Raw genomic sequence first — 23,140 nt, forward strand, 5'->3', positions numbered from 1 at the left:
GCCGCCGCCTGCGCCCCGGCCTGGGCCGCGGCCTCGGCCAGCGCGGCATCGCGCGGCACCAGGGCGGCGGCCAGGGTCCGCGGCGCCCAGTCGCGGAACTGCGCATAGGTCATCGGCGCGGGAAGCCCGTCCCGTGCGGCGGCGACCAGGGCGGCGAAGGTCTCCTCCCCCTCCGCCATCAGCCCGGCGGCCAGGGCGGCACTGGCCTCGCCCAGGGCCGGGGCGGCCTCCCCCGCCTGGGCGGCGGCGGCCCGCAGGCGCGACCATGCCTCCGCCACCCGCCCCCCCAGCGCCGTGGCGGCGACCGCCCGCTCATAACCCAGCGCACCCCCGGCGATGCCGAGCGAGAGCATCATCGAACGGCGGCTCATCGTCTCGAACAGGGTCTGCGCCTCGGCGGCCATGCCGAGCGCGGCGGCGGCACCCGGCGCGCCCGCCGCCGCCGCACGGGACAGGCCCGCCGCCACCTGGCCAAGCTGGCCCAGCGCCACCTCCAGCGCGGCGGGCAGGGCATCGTTCAGGGCGCGCGCGCGCTCGTCGCGCGGCTGGGCGGCAGCCTCCAGCAGGGCGGCGCGCAGCGGTGCCATCACCCCGGCGGCGGCCTCGGCGGCCAGCGCCGATTCGCCGCGCAGCAAGGGCGCCAGCGCCGCCGCGCTGGCCTCCCCCGCCGCGCGCAGCCGCGCCAGGGCGGGGGCATCGGCCGCACCGGGCGCGGCCAGGGCGAGGTCCGTCAGCACCACCGCCTCGCGCACCAGCGCCTCCCGCACGGCCGCCAGGGCCGAGAGGCGCAGCGTCGCCTCGTCCACCCGGCGCGCGGCGCGCGCATCATCCCAGGCGCCTGCGGCCAGCCATAGCGCCAGCGCCGCCGCCAGGCCGCCCATCAGCAGCAAGGTGGTCAGCAGGGAGGTCCGGATCGTCATGCGCCCCTCGTCAGGCTTCGGTGGGGCCGGCTTATCGGAAGGAAATGTTAATCTGTTCCGGGCCGATCGGGTCAGCCCTGTGACGTTACGGTGGCGAAGCCGCGATTCGACCGGATGCCCCGGCTGCCGTAACGAGGAACGGCAACCACACGGAGGACGCCCCGGCATGAAACCGCCCGCTCCACGGCTGCCCGCTTCACGGCTGCCCGTTTCACGGCTGCCCGTTTCACGGCTGCCCGCTTCACGGCTGATGGCCCCGCTGCTCGCGGCCCTGCTGGCGCTGCCCGGCTGCGACGCGCTGGTGACGGAGGGCTCCGCCGAACTCTCCGGCCTGGGCAGCGCCGGCCTGGCCAGCGCCATCACGCGCGACACGGCGATCACCGCGGGCATCGGTGTCGCCACCCTCTCCGCCACGCGGGCCGGGCTGGACTATGCCCGCCGCCGCCTCCAGGCCGCCGAACAGGACAGCATCGCCACCGCCGCCGGGCCGCTGGGAGCCGGGCAGGTGGCGGAATGGTCCGTCTCCCACACCCTGCCCCTGGCGGCGGACCGCGCCGGGCGCGTCGCCATCAGCCGCGAGATCGGCGCCCTCGGCCTCGCCTGCCGCGAGATCGTCTTCTCCGTCGCGGCGGAGAAGAAGGAGGAGACCGAGTTCTTCACCGCCATCATCTGCCGCCAGGGCGAGCACTGGAAATGGGCCAGCGCCGAGCCCGCCACCGCCCGCTGGGGGTCGCTGCAATGAGGCGGCCCTGGCTGCTGCTCGCCCTGCCGCTGGCCGCGCCGCTGCTCGCCGGGTGCGAACTGGCGGGCGGCATCGCCGGTGGCGTCACCGGCGCCGCCAGCGGCACGCTGAGCGGCAATGCCGCCGTGGGCTATGCCGTGGGCGTGGGCGTGCGCGCCGCCACCGATGCCGCCGTGGATGCCTGGCTGCGCGGCCTGCAGGCCGAGGAACAGACCGCCATCGCCGAGGCCGCCGGCACCCTGCCCCCGGGCGAGCCGCGCCCCTGGACGGCCCGCCACGGCCTGCCCTTCGGCTGGCGCGACACCACGGGGCAACTGGAGGTCACCCGCGTCATCGACACGCCACTGACCCAGTGCCGGGAGGTGCTCTTCTCCCTCCAGGACAGGCCCGAGGCCCCGCCGGAGGGCGTCTTCCTCGCCACCGCCTGCCGGCAGGGGCGCGGCTGGCGCTGGGCCGGGGCGGAGCCGGCCACGGCGCGATGGAGATTTCTCCAGTGAGAACTGGGATTTATTTTTTGTTCTCTTGAGAGAAAATCTTCTTTTTCTGAAGAAAAAGAAGCAAAAAGACTTTTCAAGGCTGCCGCCGTCTCCCGTCCAGGCGGGACGCCAAACTGAAAAAAGTTTTTTGGTTCTTTTTTTCAAAAAAGAACATTCTTCCCTTTTGCTGTCCTTGCCTTACCTCCCTGCCATGCCCGCTCTCCCCGCCGCCTTCGCCTCCTGGTTCGCCGCGCGCGGCTGGACCCCGCGCCCGCACCAGCTGGCCATGCTGGCGGCGGCCGAGGCCGGGGAGTCGGCGCTGCTCATCGCCCCCACGGGCGGCGGCAAGACGCTGGCGGGCTTCCTGCCCAGCCTGGTGGACCTCCACCGCGCCCCGCGCGAGGGGCTGCACACCCTCTACATCTCGCCGCTCAAGGCCCTGGCGGTGGACATCGCCCGCAACCTGATGGCGCCGGTGGAGGAGATCGGGCTGGATCTGCGCATCGAGACGCGCACCGGCGACACCCCGCCCAACCGCCGCGCCCGCCAGCGGGAGCGCCCGCCGCAGATCCTGCTCACCACGCCGGAAAGCCTGGAACTGCTGCTCTCCCTGCCCGAGGCGGGGGAGATCTTCGGCGGCCTCGCCTGCGCCGTGGTGGATGAGGTGCACGCCCTGGCCGGTACCAAGCGCGGCGACCAGCTGGCGCTCTGCCTCGCGCGGCTGTCGCGGCTGGCGCCGGGGCTGCGGCGGGTCGGGCTGTCGGCCACCATCGCCCACCCGGCGGAAATCGCCGCCTGGGTGGCGCCAGATGCCCGGGCGGCCTCGGGGGCAGCCTCGGTGCGGCTGGTCCAGGCGGCGGGCGGCGCCGCCCCGGCGCTGGAGGTGCTGCTGCCCGAGGGCCGCCTGCCCTGGGGCGGGCATATGGGGCTGGCCTCCATGCCGGAGGTCTATCGCCGCATCGCCGCGGCGGGGGTCACCATCGTCTTCGTCAACACCCGGGCCCAGGCGGAACTCTGCTTCGCCGCGCTGTGGCGGCTGAACGAGGAGGCCCTGCCCATCGCCCTGCACCACGGCTCGCTGACGGTGGAGCAGCGCCGCAGGGTGGAGGCGGCGATGGCGGCGGGGAAGCTGCGCGCCGTGGTGGCCACCGCCTCGCTCGATCTCGGCATCGACTGGGGCGCGGTGGACCAGGTGATCCAGGTGGGCGCGCCGAAGGGCGTGGCGCGGCTGCTCCAGCGCGTCGGCCGCGCCAATCACCGCATGGACGAGCCCTCCCGCGCCGTGCTGGTGCCGGCCAACCGCTTCGAGGTGATCGAGTGCCGCGCCGCCATCGAGGCCGTCGCCGCCGGGGAAGTGGATGGCGCACCGCCCCGGCCGGGCGGGCTGGATGTGCTGGCGCAGCACATCCTGGCCATGGCCTGCCACGCCCCCTTCCACCCGGATGACCTCTTCGCCGAGGTGACGCGCGCCGCGCCCTATGCCGCCCTCTCCCGCCGCGACTTCGACGACGTGCTGCGCTTCGTCGAGGATGGCGGCTATGCCCTCTCCGGCTATGAGCGTTTTTCCCGGCTGTTCCGTGACAGCGAGGGGATGATCCACCCGCGCACCACCCAGGTGGCGCGGCAGCTGCGCATGAACCTCGGCACCATCGTCGAATCCCCGATGGTGAAGGTGCGGCTGCGCGGCGGGCGAGGGGGCGGCGGGCAGGTGCTGGGGGAGGTGGAGGAGTGGTTCCTCTCCACCCTGGAGGCGGGGGACAATTTCCTCTTCGCCGGGCAGGTGCTGCGCTTCGAGCGGCTGGAGGCCGGCGCCGCCCTGGTCAGCCGCGGCGGCGAGGGGGAGCCGCGCGTCCCCACCTATGCCGGGGCGCGGATGCCGCTCTCGACGCATCTGGCGGCGCGGGTGCGCGCCATCCTGGCCGATCCGCGCCAGTGGCGCGGCCTGCCCGACCCGGTGCGGGACTGGCTGCGGCTGCAACAGGCGGTCTCCGAACTGCCCCCCGCCGAGGGGCTCCTGATAGAAACCTTTCCGCGCGCGGGGCGGTTTTTCCTCGTCGCCTATGCCTTCGAGGGGCGGCTGGCCCACCAGACGCTCGGCATGCTGCTGACGCGGCGGATGGAGCGGCTGGGGCATGGGCCGCTCGGCTTCCTCGCCACCGACTACGTGCTGGCGGCGTGGAGCGCCTTCCCCGTCGCCGATATCGCCGCGCTGTTCACCGAGGACCTGCTGGGCGAGGAACTGGAGGAGTGGATGGCGGAAAGCTCCATGCTCCGCCGCAGCTTCCGCGCCATCGCCACCATCGCCGGGCTGCTGGAGAAGAAGCAGCCGGGCGCCGAGAAATCCGGGCGGCAGATGACCATGGGCGCCGATCTCATCTATGACGTGCTGCGGCGCCACCAGCCGGACCACATCCTGCTGCGCGCCACCCGCGCCGAGGCCGCCGCCGGGCTGACCGATATCGGCCGCATCGGCACCCTGCTGGCCCGCATCCAGGGGCGCATCCGCCACCGGGCGCTGGAACGCGTCTCCCCCCTCGCCGTCCCGGCGCTGATCGAGGAAGGGCGGGAATGGGTGTCCGGCACTGCCGAGGAGGCGCTGCTCGCCGAGGCCACCGCGCTGGTGGAGGAGGCCACGGGGGGGGCGGAGCATTTCACCGGGGTGCTCGGGCTGGAGGAGCAGCTGCCAGCGGCGCCGCCGCGCGCCGAAAGGCCCAGGCGGCCGCGCGGGAGGGGCGCCGCCCCTCCCGCACCCTCCCGCCGGGGGAACTGAGTTCCCCCGGACCCCCACGGCAGTTTTCGCACCGCCTCTGTTTTCGCGAGGCAACAGAGGGGCGCTTTTCCTCTTTCGCACCCGGCGCGGCTCCGGTAACGCAAAGCCGAGAAAATGATTTCAGCGCCCTTGCACCTCGCCGGCGAAAGGCTGGCCCTCGATCCCGGCGGCGCCCTGTACTGGCCCTCCCGGAAGCTGCTGGTCCTGGCCGACCTGCATCTGGAAAAAGGCAGCCATTTCGCGGCGCGCGGCCAGATGCTGCCGCCCTTCGACACGCGCGAGACGCTGGAGCGCCTCGGCCTGCTGCTGCGGCGCTACCGCGTGGAAAGCCTCGTTTTCCTGGGCGACAGCTTCCACGACGCCCAGGGCGCCCGCCGCCTCCACCCCGCCGACCGCGCCAGCCTCACCGGGCTGCTGGAAGGGCGGGAAGCCACCTGGGTGCTCGGCAACCACGACCCGGTGGCGCCCGAGGGGCTGCCCGGCCAGGCGGTGGAGGAACTCCGCCTCGGCGCCATCACCCTGCGCCATGAGGGGGTGCCGGGGCCACAGGCAGGGTTCGAGATCTCCGGCCATTTCCACCCCAAGGCCAGCATCGCCACGCGCGGCGGCCCGGTGGAACGGCCCTGCTTCCTGGCCGATGCGAAACGCCTGCTGCTGCCGGCCTTCGGCGCCTATACCGGCGGGCTCTCCGTCACCGCGCCGGCCATCGCGGCGCTCTTCCCGCGCGGCGGGCGGGCCTTCCTGCTCGGCCAGGAGCGGCTCTACAGCACCGCCACCGGGCCGCTGCGGCAGATCCCCCGCGCCGCCCCGGCCGCGCCGCCCCCGGCCCTCACCCGGCATGGCGGCGGAGCCGCCCATAATCAAACTGGCGGCGGAGCCGCTCTCAGTCAGACTGGCGGCGGAGCCGCCCTCAATCCAACTGGCGGCGGCTCACTGGGCCAGCATGGCGGCGCCGCGCCGGCAGGGCGGCCGCCTCTGGGCAAGCGCCGCCCTGGCCCGATATCGGCGCCATGACGACACACGCCACCCCCACCCTGCTCTGGCTGCGCCAGGATCTCCGCCTCAGCGACCACGCCGCCCTGCACGCGGCCGCCGCCGAGGGGCCGGTGCTGCCGGTTTTCATTCTCGACGACAGCGACCCCTGGGCGCCGGGCGGCGCCGCGCGCTGGTGGCTGCACCACAGCCTGAAGGCCCTCGGCACCGCGCTGGCGGGGCTGGGCGCGCCGCTTCTCCTCCTGCGGGGCGAGGCGCGGCGGGTGATCCCCGATCTCGCCGCGGCGCTGGGCGCCCGCGCCGTCCATGCCAGCCGGCTCTATGAGCCCTGGGCGCGCCAGCGCGATGCCGATATCGCCGCCGCACTGACGGCGCGGGGCATCGCCCTGCAACTACACAGCGGCGCCACCCTGGCCGAGCCGCACCGGCTGCGCACCGGCCAGGGCCAGCCCTATTCCGTCTATACCCCCTTCTCCCGCGCCATGCTGGCGCTGGGGGAGCCGCCGCCGCCCCTCCCCGCCCCCACCGCCCTCACCGGCACGAAGCCCCCGCAGGAGGGGCTGGCGCTGGAGGCGCTGCGCCTGCTGCCCCGCCCGCCCGTGCCGGATTGGGCCGCGCGCTTCGCCGAATATTGGACGCCCGGCGAGGCCACCGCCCAGGCCCGCCTCGGCGAATTCGCCGCGCGGCACGCCGCCACCTATGACCGCGACCGCGATTTCCCGGGGCAGGACCTGACCTCCCGCCTCTCGCCCCACCTGCATTGGGGCGAGATCTCGCCGCGCAGCATCTGGCACGCCGTGGCGCCGGCCGGCCTTACCGGCGGGCGCCTGACCTATCTGAAAGAAATCCTCTGGCGGGAATTCGCCTACCATGTGCTGTGGCACAGCCCGCAGCTGCCCGAGCGCCCGCTGCGCGCCGAATACGAGCAATTCCCCTGGCAGCCGGATGAGGCCCTGCTGCGCGCCTGGCAGCAGGGGCGCACGGGATACCCCATCGTGGATGCCGGCATGCGCCAGTTGTGGCAACATGGCTGGATGCACAACCGGGTGCGGATGATCGTGGGCAGCCTGCTGGTGAAGCACATGCTGCAACCCTGGCAGAATGGCGCGGCCTGGTTCTGGGACACGCTGGTGGATGCCGACCTCGCGGCCAATGCCATGAACTGGCAATGGGTCTCAGGCTGCGGCATCGATGCCTCGCCCTATTTCCGCATCTTCAACCCCATCCTGCAGGGCGAGAAATTCGACCCCGAGGGCCGCTATGTCCGCCATTTCGTGCCGGAACTGAGGAACGTGCCGGATGGCTGGCTGCACCGCCCCTGGCAGGCGCCGGACCTCGTGCTGCGCGGCGCCGGGGTGGTGCTGGGGCGCGACTACCCCCACCCCATCGTCGATCACGACGCCGGGCGCGCGCGCGCCCTAGCCGCGCTCAGCGCGTTGAAGGCGGTGGAATGACCGGCTCGCCCACCCTTCTGCTCTCCCGTCTCAAGCGCGACTACAAGGGTCTGCGGGTGGTGGGCGATGTGCATGGCGATGCCGCGGCCTTCGCCGCCGCCATCACCGGCGCGGCGGAAAAGCGCTTCTTCGTCCTGCAACTGGGCGATCTCACCGATCGCGGGCCGGACAACCCCGGCACGCTGCGCATGGCGCTCGACCTCGTCGAGCAGGGGCGCGGCCTGTTCATCCTGGGCAACCATGACCACAAGCTGCGCCGCGCCCTCTCCGGCGCCCTGGTGCGGCCGGACCCGGAGGGGCTGGGCATCACCCTCGCCCAGCTCGACGCCGCGCCCGATGGGGTGGAGTTGAAGGCCCGCGCCATCGAGGCCATCAGCCACGCCCCGGCCTGGCTGCGCCTCGGCCCCTGGATCTTCGTGCATGGCGGCTTCCACCCGCGCATGCTGCGCGAGCCCTCCCCGCACGAGGCGGGGCGGCTGAAGCCGGATGGCCTCGTCCCCCGCGCCCTGTTCGGCCAGGTGACCAGCCGTACCCGCCCCGATGGCTACCCGGAGCGCCTGCACAACTGGGTGCACCGCATCCCCTCCGGCATCACCGTCTATTGCGGCCACGAGATGCGCTCGACCGATGGCCGCCCCTATGTCGCCGTCTCCGCCGCCGGCGGGCGTGCCGTCTTCCTCGATACCGGCGCGGGCAAGGGCGGGCATCTCTCCTGGATCGACCTGCCCTGGTAGGGGTTTGAGAAAACACGTTCTTTTTTGAAAAAAAGAACCAAAAAAACTTTTATTCGCCGCGTACCGTCCAAAGACAAAGCGCAACGCAAAACTGAAGGCGGGGTCTGGGGGGACCCTGTCCCCCCAGCCTTTGCCATACCCCCTTCACTGCAACAGCCGCGTCCCGCGCGGCACGGGCGGGGCGCGCAGCGCGGCCAGGCTGCGCACCTCCTCATCCGGCAGGAGTTCGGCCAGGGCTTCCGCCAGCCGGGCACGGGTCGCGGCCAAGGCGGGCAGCAGGGGCAGGCGCGGGCGCGCCTCGCACAGGCGCAGCAGGCTCAGCGCGGCCTTCAGCGGCACCGGATTGGTTTCGCAGAACAGCAGCGTGGCGAGAGGCGCGAGGCGCTCGCGCAGTTCCGCCACGCGGTCCAGGTCATGCGCCGCCCAGGCGGCCTGCACGGCACTGCACAGCGAGGGCAGCAGGTTGCCCAGCACCGAGATGCAGCCGGTGCCGCCCATCGCCAGATGCGCCACGGCCGTGGCATCATCGCCCGACAATTGCGTGAAATCGCGGCCACAGAGCCGGGCGATCCGGGCCGGCCGCGCGAGGTCGGCCGTCGCGTCCTTCAGCGCGTGGATCAGGCTGGCATCGCGCAGGCGGGCAATGGTGTCATCCGTGAAGCTGACCCCGGCGCGGCCCGGCACGTCATAAAGCACCAGCGGCACCTGCCCGGCGGCAGCCACGGCGCGGATATGGGCGCAAAGCCCCTCCTGCCCCGGCCTCACATAAGGCGGCGCGGACACCAGCAGGGCCGTGGCGCCGCACAGCACGGACGCCTGCGCCAGGGCCGCCGCCGCCTCGGTGCAGGGCGCGCCGACACCGGCCAGCACCGGCACGCGCCGCCCCACCGCCTCCGCCACGCAGCGGATGGCACGGCCATGCTCGGCCGCGGTGAGGGCCGGCGCCTCGCCCGTGCTGCCGCAGACGAGGACAGCCTGGGCACCGCGCGCCACCACGCGCTCGGCCAGGGCGGCCAGCGCCGCCTCGTCGATCTGGCCGTCGCCCTCGGTGAAGGGGGTGGGCAGGGCCGGAATCAGGCCCTGCAGGACGGGGTCGCGCATGGCTCAGCGCCCGCCCCGCACGGGCACGCGGTGCCCGGTGGGGCGGCCATGGCCCCGGACCGGGAGCGGCACGGGAACCGGCAGGGGGCGCGGCCAGCTCCCCAGCAGCAGCAGCGGCCCCTCCCGCTCCACCGCCTCGCGCAGGCGGATCTGGCGGAAGCCCTCGGCACGCAGGCAGGCCCGGGCGGAGCGGGCCAGCGCCCGCGCGCCCTGGCCGAGCAGCGCCAGCACCAGACGCCCACCCTGGCCGCCCGCCGCCAGGGCGCGCCCCGCGCACCGCGCCACCGACAGGGCGGCGGCCTCCGACGCCACCGCCGGCGCCAGGACGAGATCGGCCGGCTCGGGATGGGCGGGCGGGCTGATGGCCTCGGCACCGCTGCGGCAGCCCTGGCGAATGGCGGCGCAGAGCAGGCCCGCCCCGCGCGGGCCGATGATCAGGACGCGGTCCTCGGCCCGCAGGGCGGCCTCGGCCAGGAGTTGCGCCAGCGGGGCGGCTGGCCGCGCGCCGTTGTCATTCGCGGAAGCCGGCAGCGCGGCAGGACAGGACGAAGAGGCTGTGGATGGCATGAGGGTCCTCCTGCCACCAGGATTCCCGGCACCCGCGTAAAGGCGCTATGCGCAAGCCAGGGCAGGCGCCTAAATTCCGTATAAACGCCGCCCGCACCGGCAGGGCCGGGCAAAGCACGGAAAAGGAAGAATTTTTAGGAGAATTTGTTCTTTTTTGAAAAAAAGAACCAAAAAACTTTTATCCGTTCAGCGGCCCACTGTTCCGGAGGACGGCGGCAGCCTGCAAGAATTCTTCTTTTTCTGAAGAAAAAGAAGAATTCCATGATTGATATTTATTCCAAAATCAAACTTTCCCTCTCCTGCTTCCGCAGGCTTTCAGACGTCCGTTCCGCTTCTGCCCGCAGGCTGAGGAACCCCTCTTCCGTCGCCACGATATGCGCGCGCATCGCCGCCTCGGCCCCGGCGGCATCACCCGCCAGGATGGCCCCGGCAATGGCGCGGTGCTGGTCCAGGATGGCGCCGCGCAGGCTGTCGCGCTGCCAGTATTGCTCATGGCTGAACAGGATGCCGCGCTTCAGCAGCCCGGCGAACACCCGCAGCACATGCAGCAGCACAAGGTTGTGGCTCGCCTCATGCACCAGCAGGTGCAGGGCCAGATCCGCCTCCGCCTCCTCCGCCGGGCTGGCGCGCTGGTGGGCGGCCTCCATCCGGGCCAGGCACGCCTCCAGCGCCGCGCGCTCCGGCGCAGTGAGGCGCTGCGCCGCCAGCGCCGCCGCCTGCGGCTCGATCAGCCGGCGATACTCGAAGTAATCCCGCCCGATGCGCGGGCTGCTGCCGAACAGCCCGGCCAGCGGGGCGGAAAGGGGCGCCAGGAAATCCGCCACCACCGTCCCCGCGCGGGAGGATTCCAGCAGCCCCTTCGCCTCCAGCAGCGTCAGCGCCTCCCGCAGCGAGGGGCGGGAGACGCCAAGCCGCGCCGCCAGTTCCCGCTCTGGCGCCAGCCGGTCGCCCGGGCGCAGCACGCCTTCCAGCACCAGCCCTTCCAGGTGGCTGGCCACGGCGCTGGCCAGCGGCGGCGGGCGGATCGGGTCGGTCATGGCGGAGCCTCGCGGAAGCTTGGTCAAAACTCTTTACCAAACCCCCGCCGGGGAGGACAATGCCGCACCCATCCCGGAGGGACCGTGCCATGCCGACCATCACCAATATCGAGGACCTGCGGCAACTCGCCCGCCGCCGCATCCCGCGCGCCATTTTCGACTATGCCGATCGCGGCTCCTATGACGAGGCGACGCTGCGCGCCAACCGCGACGACCTCGCGGCCCTGAAGCTGCGCCAGCGGGTGATGATCGACGTCTCCGGCCGCGGCACCGGCAGCACCATGCTGGGCGAGGCCGTGACCATGCCGGTGGCCATCGCCCCCACCGGGCTGACCGGCCTGTTCCATGTGGATGGCGAAATCCACGGCTGCCGCGCGGCGCAGGCCTTCGGCATTCCCTTCACCCTCTCCACCATGTCCATCTGCTCGATCGAGGACGTGGCGGGCGCGGTGGACAAGCCCTTCTGGTTCCAGCTCTACGTCATGCGCGACCGCGGCTTCGCCCGCTCGCTGGTGGAGCGCGCCATCGCCGCCAGATGCTCCGCCCTGGTGCTGACGCTCGACCTGCAGATCCAGGGCCAGCGCCACCAGGACCTGAAGAACGGCCTGGCCGTGCCGCCGAAGCTGACGCTGCGCAACATGCTCGACGTGGCGACAAAGCCGCGCTGGGCGCTCGAAGTCCTCCAGGGCAAGCGCAAGACCTTCGGCAACCTGGCCGACGCCCCGGGCGCGAAGGACGGGCTGAACACCCTCTCCCACTGGATCGCCGGGCAGTTCGACCCCTCCCTGTCCTGGAAGGACGTGGCGTGGATCCGTTCGCTCTGGCCGGGCAAGCTGATCCTGAAGGGCGTGCTCGATGTCGAGGATGCCCGCATCGCCGCCGAGACGGGGGCGGATGCGCTGGTCGTCTCCAACCATGGCGGGCGGCAGCTCGATGGCGCGCCCTCCTCCATCTCCGTCCTGCCCGAGATCGCCGGGGCGGTGGGCGACCGCATCGAGGTGCTCTTCGATGGCGGCATCCGCTCGGGCCAGGACGTGATGAAGGCCGTGGCGCTGGGCGCCAAGGGCTGCATGATCGGCAAGTCCTGGCTCTACGGCCTCGCCGCCGGCGGGCAGGCGGGCGTCACCAAGGCGCTGGAGATCATCCGCAAGGAATTGGATATCTCGATGGCCCTGACAGGGACGAACAGCATCGCCGGCATCACGCCGGAGATCCTGCACGCGCCGCGCCGGGGGGAGGTGCCGCGCTCCGGGGAGGCGCGGCTGGCGGCGGAGTAAGGCCAAGGAAAGAGAAAAGAGAAGACTCTGGGGGGACAGGGTCCCCCCAGACCCCGCCTTCAGTTTTTTCAGGCGGCGCGCAGCGAGGACAGGAAACTGTCCATCTGGCCGCGCAGGATTTCCGACTGCTGCGCCAGTTCGCTGGCGGCGCCACGCACATCCTCGGCCGCGCGGCCGGTGCGCTCCGCATCCTCGCTGACGCCGGCGGCATGGCGGGAAGCCTCCTGCGTGCCCACCGCGGCCTTCGCCACGGCACGGCCGATTTCCTGCGTCGCCTCCGCCTGCTGCCCGGCGGCCTCGGCCACCGTGCCCGTCGCCTCGTTCAGCTCGCGGATCATGCGCGCGATCTCGCCGATCGCCTGCACCGTCCGCCCCGTCTCCGCCTGCATGGAAGCGATCTGGGCGCTGATCTCCTCGGTGGCCTTGGCGGTCTGGCTGGCGAGGTTCTTCACCTCCCCCGCCACCACGGCGAAGCCCTTGCCGCTCTCCCCCGCCCGCGCCGCCTCGATCGTGGCATTGAGGGCAAGCAGGTTGGTCTGGCTGGCGATGTTGGAAATCATCTGCACCACATCGCCAATCCGCCCGGCGGCATCGTTCAGGCCGCGCACGGTGCGGTCCGTCTGCTCGGCGGCCTCGGTGGCGACCATCGCGCGCGAGGCGCTGTCCTTCACCTGCCGCGCCACCTCGGCGATGCTGGCGGCCAGTTCCTCGGCCGCGGCGGCCACGGTCTGCACGCTGCCACTGGCATCCTGCGAGGCATTGGCCACCGCATTGGCCCGGTTGTTGCCGTTGGCGGCGATCTCGACCATGCTGCCCGCCGTCGCATCCATCTCCGTCGCGGCGGCGGCCACGGCGCGCAGCACACCCGCCGTCTCATCCTCGAAGTGGCGGAGCAGTTCATTGACGCGCTGGGCACGCGCCAGCTCGGCCCGCTGCCCCTCCTGCTGCGCCGCCTCCATCTCCCGCCGCTGCAGCGAGCTGACGCGCAGCGTCTCCACCGCCTTCGCCAGTTCGCCCAGCTCGTCCTGCCGCGCCTTGCCGGGCACGGAGAGTTCCAGCTCGCCATCGGCGATGCGGCCCACCGTGCCGGTCAGCCCCTGCAACGGCAGCACCACACGGCGCATCAGCATCAGCACCGAGGCCAGCGCGATGCCCACGCACAGCACCGCCAGCAGGGCGGCGAGGAAGAAATCCCACTCCGCGGCGGTGGCGGCGGTGGCGGTGCGCAGCATCGCCTGATCCAGCGCCACATCGCGCAGCGCCAGAATCTGTGCCTGCGCCGGGGTGGCCCAGGCGCGGTAATTATCCACCGGCAGCAGCGGCCAGGTGACGGGCTGCCCCGCCAGCGCCTGCCGGCCCAGGGCGATATGCTGGCGCCAGCGCGGCTCCGCCTCGCCCTCCAGCGTGCGGCGCTGCTCCTGCACCGCGGCCTGGAGCGCGGCATTGCGCGGCATGGCGGCAATCAGCCGCTGCGCCGTCTGCCACGCCTGTTCCACCCGGCCACCCTGCTGGTGCGCGAGTTCCAGCGTCTCCTGCGTCACCGGCTGGCCGATGATCCAGTTGACGATCACCGTGTTGCGGCGCCCGGCGTAGTCGCGGATATCCATCACCGCATTGGCGATCTCCAGGATCAGCCCGGCATCCGGCGCGGTGGCCGCGACCTCGCGGGAGGCCGCCGCGGCCAGCGCCGCCATCGCCTCCACCCCGCTGTTGCGCACCCGCTGCGTCTCCGCCGGCAGGCTATTGTCGCGCGTGGCCCTGGGGCGGCGCATATCGGCCAGGGCACGCTGCCGCGTGGCGCTGACCAGATCCACCGCCTGCCGCGCCTGCCCGATATCCAGCTTCGCCGACGCCGCGCTCTCCACCGCCCGGCGCAGCAGCCGGTCCGTCTCCGGCGCCATCTGCTCGAAGGCAGCGATGCTGGGCGAGTCGCTGCGCAGCTGCGTGGCATAGGCCCCGACCTCGGCGGCGATGGCCGTCTGGGCGCGCTGGGCGTCGCTCACCGCCGTGGTCGCCAGGCTGGCATAGCTGGCCTGCTGCCAGGCCGACCATCCCTGGAGCGACTGCCACACCGAGGCAATGGCGCCAGGAATGGCCACGCCACAGAAGCAGACCAGGAAAAAGGTGCGGATCCGCACGGCAAACCCTCCAAGGCGGCGAGATTGGTCCTGTTTGCCGCAGGGAGGGTGAAGGTTTCCTTGCCGCCGGGAGCGGCGCGCGCCTCACGGATAACGCCGCGCCGGCGCCAGCCCCGCCAGGAACGCCGCCGCCTGCGCCCGCATCGCCGCCAGCCGCTCCGGCGGCATCCGCTCCAGGTTGCGCAGCGGCAGCGCCATCCGCGCATTGCCCCGCCAGCGCGCCGCGTGCCGCGCGATGAAGTCCCAGTAAAGGAAGTTGAAGGGGCACGCCCCCGCGCCGCTCTGCCGCTTCACGTCATAGGCACAGCCGCCGCAGTAATCGCTCATCCGCTGGATATAGGCGCCCGAGGCCGCGTAAGGCTTGCTCGCCATCACCCCGCCATCGGCGAACAGCGCCATGCCCTGCGTGTTCGGCAACTGCACCCATTCCACCGCGTCGAGATACACGGCGAGATACCATTCATTCACCGCCTCGGGCGCGATCCCGGCCAGCAGCGCGAAATTCCCCGCCACCATCAGCCGCTGGATATGGTGCGCATGCGCGCCATCGCGCGTCTGCCGCAGCGTCTCCCGCAGGCAGCGCATCGGCGTCTCCGCCGTCCAGTAGAAATCCGGCAGCGGGCGCTCCGCCGACAGCGCATTGCCGCGCGCATACTCCGGCATCTTCAGCCAGTAGAGGCCCCGCACATACTCCCGCCAGCCAAGGATCTGGCGGATGAACCCCTCCACCGCGTTCAGCGGCGCCCGCCCGGCGCGATACTCCGCCTCCGCCGCCTGGCAGACCGCCAGCGGCTCCAGCAGCCCGCCATTCAGCGCCGGCGAGATCAGGCTGTGGAACAGCACCGGCTCCCCCACCGCCATCGCATCCTGGTAGTCGCCGAACAGAGGCAGGCGGTGGCGCAGGAAATCCGCCAGCGCCAGCCGCGCATCCCGCGCCGTCACCGGCCAGGAAAACCCCTCCAGCCCGCCATAACGCTCCGGGAAGCGCCGCGCGACCAGCTCCAGCACCGCGCGCGTGATCTCATCCGGCGGAAAGCGCGGCAGCGGCGGCGGGCGCAGCCCGGGCTCCAGGCGGCGGCGGTTTTCGGAGTCGTAATTCCACTGGCCGCCCTCCGGCGTGCCATCGGGCGCCAGCAGGATGCCGTGGCGCTGGCGCATCTCACGGTAAAAATATTCCAGGCGCAGCTGCCGCCGCCCCGCCGCCCACTGCGCGAACCCCGCCCGCGTGCAGAGGAAACGGTCATCCTCCCGCACCTCCACCGGCACGCCGGCCGCCTTCTCCCAGCCCGCCACCATCTCCGCCACCCGCCACTCGCCGGGATGCGTCACCACGATGCGGGAAGGACGGTGCCGCGCCACAGCCCGCAGCACCTCGCCGGTGAGGCTGCCGGTGTTCTCGGGGTCGTCCAGCAGGATATGCTCGGCCTGCACGCCACGCGCCCGCAGCGCGCGCTGGAAATGCCGCAGCATGGAAAAAACCAGGGCGATCTTCTGGCGGTGATGCGGTACCGCATCCGCCTCCTCCGCCACCTCCATGCTCAGCACCACATCGCGCGCCGGGTCGAGGCCGCGCAAGGCCGAAAGGTGGCGGCTGCACTGGTCGCCCAGGACGATACGAAGCACGGTCATGACACAAGAGATCTGGGGGAAATGAATTTCCCCCAGACCCCCATTCTTTCTTTTTTTCAGGGCCAGCCGCCGCCGGCGGCCGGCAGCACGGCCCGCGCGTCACACCGCACGCATGTCACGCCGCATAGGTGATCAGGCTGCCGTCATCGCCCCGCATGCGGAAGGACAGCCAGCGGCCGGCCGCGTCATACCGCGCCTCCATGCCACGCTCGGGCCAGGACCACACCGTCTCCGCCCCCTCGCGGGAACGCTGCGGCGCGCCCGGCAAGGGCTGGCCCGTCGCCGTGTCGAACAAAGGGCGGTCCACCAGATGCGCCGGCGCCCACCAGGCCAGCGGGCCCGCCTCGGCCGGCAGCGACAAAGGCCCCTCCGGGCCACGGCCGCGCAGACCGGCCGGGCTGGCGGCCAGCTCCACCCGGCCCTCCTCCCCACCCCGCCGCGTCAGCGCGGCATAGCCAAGCAGGCGGCCCTCCTGCCAGCGCTCGGCATATTCATGCCGCATGCGGAAGACGGTGATGGACATCAGCTTCACTTCCACCGTCACGACACTGCGCACCGTGCCATCCGGCTCGGCCTGCACGCTGTGCGTGCCCACCTCCCGCCCCTCGCGCAGCAGGCGGAAACGGTAGCCGCCCGGCGGCAGGGCCGCCGCCGCCCGCGCACCGCCGGAGGCCGCCACAAGAGACAAGGCGGGCACCGCCAGCAGGGCGCGGCGCCGCGTCACCCCTTGCTGCGCAGCGTCGCCCGCCCGCCATCCACGCCGATCACCTGCCCGCTGATCCATCCCGCCTCCTCCGACAGTAAAAAAGCCGCGAGGCCGGCGGCATCCTCCGCCATGCCCAGCCGCGGCAGAGGATGCAGCTTCGCGATCGCCTCCGCCATCGCCGCATTGGCGGTGAGCGGCGCGGCGATGCCGGTGCGCATCAGGCTCGGCGCCACGGCATTGACGCGGATGGCCGGCGCCAGCTCCGCCCCCAGCGCCACCACCAGCCCCTCCACCCCCGCCTTGGCGGCGGCGATGGCGGCATGGTTGGCAAAGCCCTGCCGCGCCGCGATCGAGGAGAACAGCACCACCGCCCCACCCCCCGGCGCCGCCGCCAGCGCCGGCTGCGCCGCCTGCACCGCCAGCGCCGCGCCCAGCACATTCAGCCGCCAGGCCTCCAGGAAGTCCTGCTCGGTCAGCCGCTTCAGGGGCTTCAGCGGAATCGAGCCGGCGCAATAGGCCAGCCCCGCCAGCACCGGCCCGGCCGCCGTGACGGCGGCGGCCAGCCCCGCCGGCTCCAGCACATCCGCCACCGCCGAGGGCGCGCCCAGCTCCGCCGCCAGCGCGCCCAGCCGCGCCGCGTCCCGCCCCACCAGGAAAGGCTCCTGCCCGCGCGCCGCCAGCCGCCGCGCCAGCGCCGACCCCACCCCGCCCGTCGCCCCGATCACCACCACGCGCCCGGCCATCGCCACCTCCTGCTCCACACACTCGCGGGCGGAAATGGGCGCGGCCGGCGGAATGGGAAGCCTCGGGAAGAGCCTCAGCGCCCCACCCCCCCGCGACAGGCGCCGCGCGCCGTGCCACACTGCGCCCATGCGGCAATTGCTCCTGTTGCGGCACGCGAAGTCGTCCTGGGACGACCCCAGCCTGCCGGACCACGCCCGCCCGCTCAATGCGCGCGGCAAACGCGCCGCCATGGCCATGGCCGGCGTGTTCCACAGCCTGGGCCTGGCACCCGACGTGGTGCTGGTCTCCTCCGCCCGGCGCACCCTGCAGACGCTGGAGGCCCTCGGCCCCCTGCCCGACAGCCCGATGGTGGAGCCGCTGGACGACCTCTACCTGGCGCCCTGGCAGAGCCTCCTCTCCACCCTGCGGCAGGTGCCGGAAACGGCGCGCAGCCTGCTCCTGGTGGCGCATAATCCGGGGCTGCACGACCTCGCCCTCGCCCTGGCCGGGCCGGCGGGCATGGCCGGCAACGCCCCCGGCACCCAGCGCCTCGCCGAGAACTACCCCACCGGCGCCCTGGCCGAATTCACCCTCGCCGCCCCCTGGCGCGCGCTGGAGGCCGGCGGCGGCCGGCTGGTGCGCTTCGTCGCGCCGAACGACCTGCCGGAAATGGCCGCCTGAGATGCCAGAGTGTGAGATAACAGCCCGATGACAGCCCTGGCGCTGGAGCTGAGCCTGCCCGAGGCCGCGGCGGCGCGGCTCTGGCGCCACCCCGCCCTCTCCGGCCACCCCAGGCCCGCAGCCGAGGCCGAGGCCGAGGAATGGCTCTGGCTCGACAGCGCCGGCGGCCACCTGGCCGCGGCCGGGCAGGCCCTGCGCGCGCCGCCGCACACCGCCCCGGCGGGCGGGCGCAGCCTGCACCGGCTGGGCCCGGCCGAGCCACTGCCCCTGCCCGGCCTGCTCGCCCCGCCCCTCGAGGAAGAAACCAGCCCCGCCGCCCTCGCCGGGCACGACCTTCTGCCACGCGCCAGCTATGCCGGGCGCCGCCACCACGCCGCCCCGCCGGGGGAGGCGGGCGTGGCCCTCGCCCTGCGCCAGGGGCGGCTGCGCGCCGGCACCGCCGAGGCCCCCCTCTGCCGCCTGGAACTGCGCGGCCCGGCCGAGGCCGTGCTCGGCCTCGCCACCCTGCTGGCGCGCGATCTCCCGCTGCTGCCCTGCGCCCGGAGCCTCGACGAGGCCGCCCTGGCCCTGGCCGGCGGCGGGCCGGAAACCCCAGCCCGCCGCGGCGCCCCCGATCTCGGCGGGGTGGCAACCCCCACCGACGCCCTCGCCCTGGCCATCGCCCACGCCACCGGCGTGGTGCTCGCCCATGCCCCGCTCGCGCGGCCGGAGGCCGGGCCGCTCGCCGTCCACCAGATGCGCGTCGCCACCCGCCGCCTGCGCTCCTGCCTCCGCCTCTTCCGCCCGCTGCTGGACGGCCCCACCCTGCGCGAGCTGGATGCCGCCCTGCGCGGCTTCGCCCGCGCCCTGGGCGAGGCGCGGGAATGGGATGTCTTCCTCACCGGCCTGGCCGCCGAGATCTCCGCCGCACTCGGCACCCCGCAACGGCCGGAACCCCGCTGGAACCGCCTGCTGCGCCGCGCCGAGCAGCGCCGCCTGGACGCCTATGCCCGCCTCGCCACGCTGCTCGAGGGGCCGGAATTCCGCGCCCTGGTCTGGGCCGCCCTGCGCGCCGCCGCCCTGCCGGACTGGGCCCCCGCCCTGCCGCCGGGGGAAGAGGCCCCGCCGCTCCGCCATTGGGCGCGCGCCGTCCTCACCCGCCGCCGCCGCAGGCTCATGAAGGGGGCCAAGGGCATCGCCAGCCTGCCGGATGCCGAGCTGCACGCCCTGCGCCTGGAGGCCAAGCGCCTGCGCTACGCCGCCGAGCTCTTCGCCCCCCTCTGGCCCGGCAAGCCGGCCCGCCGCTACCTCCGCCGCCTCTCCGCCCTGCAGGAGGCCCTCGGCCTCGCCAACGACGCCGTCACCGCCCGCGCCCTGATGGCCGGACTCGCCCGCCGCGCCGAGGGCCGGCCCGCCGCGCCGGGCTGGGCCATCGGCCTCGCCGAGGGCTGGGCCCTGGCCTCCGGCCAGGGCATGCGCGCCGGCGCCCTGGCGGCCTGGCAGCGTTTCGCCCGGCTTGACCCGTTCTGGGAGCATGGCTAGCCCAGGACCCTCGCGCCTGCCGCGAAACGGGTTAACAACGAATTTTTGCGCGCTTGAACGCGCCGGAGCACTCGTCTAACGCTTCGCCGCGTGTTGACCCGTCGCCGCATCTTCCGCCCCGCCCCTGCGCCACGCCGCTGGCGCGGTATCGCCATGGGCAGCATCATGGCCCTCTCGGCCCTGGTGCTGACCGGGCTCGGCCTGCCGGCCAATCTCTTCGGCTCCGCCCCCCGCGAGCAGGACTGGAACGCCGCCGCCGCCCAAATCCGGGTGGTCGATGGCGATACGCTGCGCCTCGGTGAGCGCACGCTGCGCCTCGCCGGCCTCGTCTCCCCCGTGCGCGGCCAGACCTGCAGCACCGCCAGCGGCGTCGGCTTCGACTGCGGCGGCGGCGCGGCCGAGGCCCTCGCCCAGCTCGTGCAGAACCGCGACCTCTCCTGCCGCGTCCAGGGGCGCGACCCCTTCGGCCGCGCCCTGGGCATCTGCCAGGCCGGCGGAGTGGAAGCCAACACCGCCCTGGTCGCCGCCGGCTGGGCCCTCGCCGAGGCCGGCAACACCGCCATGCAGGCCGCCGAGCAAGGCGCCCGCGACGCCCGCCGCGGCCTCTGGTCCTTCCCCGAAGGCGCCCCGGCCAGCTGGCGCGGCCGCTTCTGATACCGGGAGGGCTCCGCCCTCCCGAACCCAAGCCGGCAGAAAACCGGGAGGGCTCCGCCCTCCCGAAGCCAAACCAACAGAAAACCGGGAGGGCTCCGCCCTCCCGAACCCTCCGGCCGGGGTGGCAAGGCCACCCCGGACCCCGCTTTCAGTTGGGGTTGCAAACAAGCCAGGGGCTTGCCCGCCAGGGATTCCTGGACGCTTTTTCAGGCCATGCCATCGTTGCGGCACCGGCAGGCACAGCCCGCCGGATGGACAAGCGCGCGGGGCGGGGCGTAATCTTGCGCTGCATCATAGACGGCGCCGCCATTCCCCCAGGAACGGCGCCGCCCTCCCCATACGAGGAAGACGCCATGAGCAGCACGGCCAAAGGGTCCGTTACCGTCACGCTCGACGAGTCTGGCAAGACCGCCAAACTGCCGCTGATCCAGGGCTCCATTGGGCCCGATGTCTTCGATATCCGCAAGCTCTACAACGACCTGGGCGTCTTCACCTTCGACCCCGGCTATGGCGGCACCGCCGCCTGCGAGAGCGCCATCACCTATATCGACGGTGACCAGGGCGTCCTGCTCTATCGCGGCTACCCGATCGAGCAGCTGGCGGAGAAGAGCAACTTCCTGGAAGTCTCCTACCTCCTGCTGAACGGCAAGCTGCCGACCCCGGCCGAGCTGAAGACCTTCGAGCGCGGCGTCACCCTGCACACCATGGTGCATGAGCAGCTCCGCAGCTTCTTCAACGGCTTCCGCCGCGACGCCCACCCGATGGCCGTGCTCTGCGGCGTCGTCGGCGCGCTCTCGGCCTTCTACCACGACAGCCTCGACATCAACGACCCGCAGCAGCGCGAGATCGCGGCCTTCCGCCTGATCGCCAAGGTGCCGACGATCGCGGCCTGGGCCTACAAGTACTCCATCGGCCAGCCCTTCATGTACCCGCGGAACGACCTCTCCTACGCGGAGAACTTCCTGTACATGCTGAACGCCGTCCCGGCCGAGGAGTGGAAGCCCAACCCCATCCTCTCCCGCGCCATGGACCGCATCCTGGTCCTGCACGCCGACCACGAGCAGAACGCCTCCACCTCCACGGTGCGCCTGGCCGGCTCGACGGGCGCCAACCCCTTCGCCTGTATCGCCGCCGGCATCGCCGCCCTCTGGGGCCCCGCCCATGGCGGCGCCAACGAGGCCGTGCTGAAGATGCTGGCCGAGATCGGCTCCGTCGAGAACATCCCCGCCTTCATCGAGAAGGTGAAGGACAAGAACTCCGGCGTGAAGCTCATGGGCTTCGGCCACCGCGTCTACAAGAACTTCGACCCGCGCGCGAAGATCATGCAGGCCACCTGCCATGAGGTGCTGGCCGAGCTCGGCATCAAGGACGAGCCGCTGCTCGACCTCGCCGTGGCGCTCGAGAAGATCGCGCTGGAGGACGAGTATTTCGTCAGCCGCAAGCTCTACCCGAACGTCGATTTCTACTCGGGCATCATCCTGAAGGCGATGGGCATCCCGACGCAGATGTTCACCGTCCTCTTCGCCGTGGCCCGCACCGTGGGCTGGGTGAGCCAGTGGAAGGAAATGATCGAGGACCCGGCCCAGCGCATCGGCCGCCCGCGCCAGATCTACACCGGCGCCACCGCGCGCGACTACGTCCCCGCCGACAAGCGCTGAGGGCTTCCGCGGGCGCCCCGCCGCGCCCCCGGCCGCCAGCTTCCCGAAGCCAGCTTTCCGGCACCGGTCCCGCCCCCTGGGTGGGACTCGGGCCCAGACTCGAAAACCCCGCCGCGGCAGCCCGCGGCGGGGTTTTCTTTTCGTAAAAACACAAGAACGGCGCGCAACGCCCTGCCGCCCATGCCGTTTGCCAAATCCCCGCACGGCCGCGCATAGCTTTCGCCCGGCCCCATAGAGGCTCCACCGGATCAGCAAGCCAATTATTTCAAGAGTTTTTGCAAATTTCCTCTTGCTCACGGAACCGTGATCGTCATCAATACCGCGCATGAGTTGCAAAACGTGGGCGGAATTCCTGTAATGCGCAACATTGACAGACCGGAACTCGTTCACCGTTCGCTGGATGAGCTCGTGCGCCGGCGGCTGCGCAACTGGCCACAGCGCCCCCCGGGGGCGCTCGACACCCCCAAGCAACGGGGCGTCTGGATGCGCGCCAGGCCTGGCGAGTCGGACGTCACGGCCCATCCCTTCCTGCGCCTGCCCGGCTCCAACCGGCTGCGCACCCTGCCGGATGGGCTCTGGCTGCATTTCAGCCACGACCCGGCCGATGCCTATTGCGACATCCTCTGTATCGAGGCCTGCTCGACGCTGCAGAACCTGCTGGACAAGCGGTCGCGCTTCGCGCCCTCCACCACCTCGCTGCTGGCGGTCTGCCCGGTGGCGTGGCTGACGGCGCCGCTCCAGCCCGATGACAAGCTGCCACGCTGGCGCCGCATCCGCCTCGTGCGGCAGGAGCCGGTCGAGCCCCTGGTGCTGCCGGTGCGGGATGTCCGCGTCCTCTACGGCCTCAAGAGCCGGCAATATGACGGCTTCGCCCGCACCCAGATGCCGCAGGCGCATGAGTATTTCTGCCCGATGGACGCCCTGACCGACGAGGAGGGCGCCAGCAACCCGGCCATGCAGGCGCTGATCTCCCGCGCCTCCGGCGCCGCAAACTTCATGCGCCTGCCATGAGGCGAGGCGCCGAAGCCTTCAGCCGCGCAAGGGGCTCAGAGACCGTTTGAGAAGACCGGGCGGGTCGGTTCCGCGGGTCTTTTCCACCCTTGCTTCGTTGGCGGGCTTGCCGATGTAACCCGCATCGGCGGCGCCCGCCGCCTGGCAAGGCCAAAAAATCCCTCGCGGATCCTCCGCCGCCGGCATTCTCAAACGCTCTCTCAATGCCCCGCACACCGCGCATGACACGCACAAACGGCAGCGGGCGGGGAAAACCCCGCCATCTGCGCAACCGATCCATAATTCGGAAGTGACCAACCTGACTGGCACAAGGCTTTCGAAAAACCTTGGCGTCCCCTAGGGACGCAA

General features: G+C 72.4%; 20 protein-coding genes. 12 read left to right on the forward strand and 8 right to left on the reverse strand.

Going from position 1 to position 23,140, the window contains the following annotated elements; translation table 11 throughout:
• A partial coding sequence (locus tag NON00_RS16300; protein ID WP_370688729.1) for a hypothetical protein occupies nucleotides 1-920 on the reverse strand: 920 nt, incomplete at its 3' end.
• A 250-nt stretch (nucleotides 921-1,170) separates the two neighbouring features.
• Here NON00_RS16300 and NON00_RS16305 point away from each other — a divergent pair.
• The 6 genes from NON00_RS16305 to NON00_RS16330 all read left to right on the forward strand — a co-directional run bounded on the left by NON00_RS16305 (nucleotide 1,171) and on the right by NON00_RS16330 (nucleotide 8,089).
• Entirely contained in the window at nucleotides 1,171-1,662 is a 492-nt protein-coding gene (locus tag NON00_RS16305) for a hypothetical protein (protein ID WP_256023058.1), read from the forward strand.
• On the forward strand, nucleotides 1,659-2,159 hold the full coding sequence (locus NON00_RS16310; protein WP_256023061.1) for a hypothetical protein: 501 nt from the start codon (nucleotides 1,659-1,661) through the stop codon (nucleotides 2,157-2,159). The genes NON00_RS16305 and NON00_RS16310 overlap by 4 nt, the downstream gene beginning before the upstream one ends.
• Before the next feature lie 190 nt (nucleotides 2,160-2,349).
• Nucleotides 2,350-4,908, forward strand: a complete 2,559-nt coding sequence (locus NON00_RS16315) for a ligase-associated DNA damage response DEXH box helicase (RefSeq protein WP_256023063.1) — start codon at nucleotides 2,350-2,352, stop codon at nucleotides 4,906-4,908.
• A gap of 129 nt (nucleotides 4,909-5,037) precedes the next feature.
• Entirely contained in the window at nucleotides 5,038-5,922 is an 885-nt protein-coding gene (pdeM, locus tag NON00_RS16320; protein ID WP_305123394.1) for a ligase-associated DNA damage response endonuclease PdeM, read from the forward strand.
• Nucleotides 5,919-7,355, forward strand: a complete 1,437-nt coding sequence (locus NON00_RS16325) for a deoxyribodipyrimidine photo-lyase (protein WP_256023066.1) — start codon at nucleotides 5,919-5,921, stop codon at nucleotides 7,353-7,355. The genes pdeM and NON00_RS16325 overlap by 4 nt, the downstream gene beginning before the upstream one ends.
• Nucleotides 7,352-8,089 (forward strand): metallophosphoesterase, encoded by a 738-nt coding sequence (locus NON00_RS16330; RefSeq protein WP_256023068.1) that lies wholly within the window; start codon nucleotides 7,352-7,354, stop codon nucleotides 8,087-8,089. The genes NON00_RS16325 and NON00_RS16330 overlap by 4 nt, the downstream gene beginning before the upstream one ends.
• Nucleotides 8,090-8,233: 144 nt before the next feature.
• Here NON00_RS16330 and dapA read toward each other — a convergent pair whose 3' ends face one another.
• From dapA to NON00_RS16345, 3 genes are all read right to left on the reverse strand, one after another.
• Nucleotides 8,234-9,190 carry a 4-hydroxy-tetrahydrodipicolinate synthase gene (gene dapA / locus NON00_RS16335; RefSeq protein ID WP_256023071.1) on the reverse strand — a complete coding sequence of 319 codons (957 nt, stop codon included), beginning with the start codon at nucleotides 9,188-9,190 and terminating at the stop codon, nucleotides 8,234-8,236.
• Between the two features lie 3 nt (nucleotides 9,191-9,193).
• Nucleotides 9,194-9,757 carry a hypothetical protein gene (locus NON00_RS16340; protein ID WP_256023074.1) on the reverse strand — a complete coding sequence of 188 codons (564 nt, stop codon included), beginning with the start codon at nucleotides 9,755-9,757 and terminating at the stop codon, nucleotides 9,194-9,196.
• Nucleotides 9,758-10,029: 272 nt separating this feature from the next.
• A complete protein-coding gene (locus tag NON00_RS16345; RefSeq protein ID WP_256023077.1) occupies nucleotides 10,030-10,794 on the reverse strand; it encodes a FadR/GntR family transcriptional regulator in 765 nt (254 codons plus the stop codon).
• Nucleotides 10,795-10,883: 89 nt separating this feature from the next.
• Between NON00_RS16345 and NON00_RS16350 the strand changes: the two genes are divergently transcribed.
• Nucleotides 10,884-12,071 (forward strand): alpha-hydroxy acid oxidase, encoded by a 1,188-nt coding sequence (locus tag NON00_RS16350; RefSeq protein WP_256023088.1) that lies wholly within the window; start codon nucleotides 10,884-10,886, stop codon nucleotides 12,069-12,071.
• A gap of 68 nt (nucleotides 12,072-12,139) precedes the next feature.
• Here the strand turns inward: NON00_RS16350 and NON00_RS24925 are convergent, their stop codons facing one another.
• The 4 genes from NON00_RS24925 to NON00_RS16370 all read right to left on the reverse strand — a co-directional run bounded on the left by NON00_RS24925 (nucleotide 12,140) and on the right by NON00_RS16370 (nucleotide 17,287).
• A complete protein-coding gene (locus NON00_RS24925) occupies nucleotides 12,140-14,209 on the reverse strand; it encodes a methyl-accepting chemotaxis protein (protein ID WP_256023091.1) in 2,070 nt (689 codons plus the stop codon).
• Between the two features lie 84 nt (nucleotides 14,210-14,293).
• Nucleotides 14,294-15,838: a cryptochrome/photolyase family protein gene (locus NON00_RS16360; protein ID WP_256023093.1), complete on the reverse strand. Its 1,545-nt coding sequence runs from the start codon at nucleotides 15,836-15,838 to the stop codon at nucleotides 14,294-14,296.
• Between the two features lie 115 nt (nucleotides 15,839-15,953).
• Nucleotides 15,954-16,562: a DUF6134 family protein gene (locus NON00_RS16365; protein WP_256023096.1), complete on the reverse strand. Its 609-nt coding sequence runs from the start codon at nucleotides 16,560-16,562 to the stop codon at nucleotides 15,954-15,956.
• Complete coding sequence (locus NON00_RS16370; protein ID WP_256023098.1) at nucleotides 16,559-17,287, reverse strand: SDR family NAD(P)-dependent oxidoreductase; 729 nt, start codon at nucleotides 17,285-17,287, stop codon at nucleotides 16,559-16,561. The genes NON00_RS16365 and NON00_RS16370 overlap by 4 nt, the downstream gene beginning before the upstream one ends.
• 127 nt (nucleotides 17,288-17,414) lie before the next feature.
• Here NON00_RS16370 and NON00_RS16375 point away from each other — a divergent pair, with 127 nt between their 5' ends.
• The 5 genes from NON00_RS16375 (at nucleotide 17,415) to NON00_RS16395 (ending at nucleotide 22,792) form a co-directional block, all read left to right on the forward strand.
• Nucleotides 17,415-17,948: a histidine phosphatase family protein gene (locus NON00_RS16375; protein ID WP_256023101.1), complete on the forward strand. Its 534-nt coding sequence runs from the start codon at nucleotides 17,415-17,417 to the stop codon at nucleotides 17,946-17,948.
• 27 nt (nucleotides 17,949-17,975) lie between these two features.
• Complete coding sequence (locus NON00_RS16380) at nucleotides 17,976-19,469, forward strand: CHAD domain-containing protein (protein ID WP_256023104.1); 1,494 nt, start codon at nucleotides 17,976-17,978, stop codon at nucleotides 19,467-19,469.
• A 90-nt stretch (nucleotides 19,470-19,559) separates the two neighbouring features.
• The gene (locus tag NON00_RS16385) at nucleotides 19,560-20,123 is read left to right on the forward strand and encodes a thermonuclease family protein (protein ID WP_256023107.1); all 564 of its coding nucleotides are present in this window, start codon (nucleotides 19,560-19,562) and stop codon (nucleotides 20,121-20,123) included.
• Nucleotides 20,124-20,476: 353 nt separating this feature from the next.
• Nucleotides 20,477-21,781: a citrate synthase gene (gene gltA / locus NON00_RS16390; RefSeq protein ID WP_256023109.1), complete on the forward strand. Its 1,305-nt coding sequence runs from the start codon at nucleotides 20,477-20,479 to the stop codon at nucleotides 21,779-21,781.
• 357 nt (nucleotides 21,782-22,138) lie between these two features.
• Nucleotides 22,139-22,792, forward strand: a complete 654-nt coding sequence (locus NON00_RS16395; protein ID WP_256023111.1) for a hypothetical protein — start codon at nucleotides 22,139-22,141, stop codon at nucleotides 22,790-22,792.
• Nucleotides 22,793-23,140: the final 348 nt, after the last annotated feature.

Source organism: Roseomonas sp. GC11 (assembly GCF_024437745.1).
Taxonomy (GTDB): Bacteria; Pseudomonadota; Alphaproteobacteria; order Acetobacterales; family Acetobacteraceae; genus Pseudoroseomonas.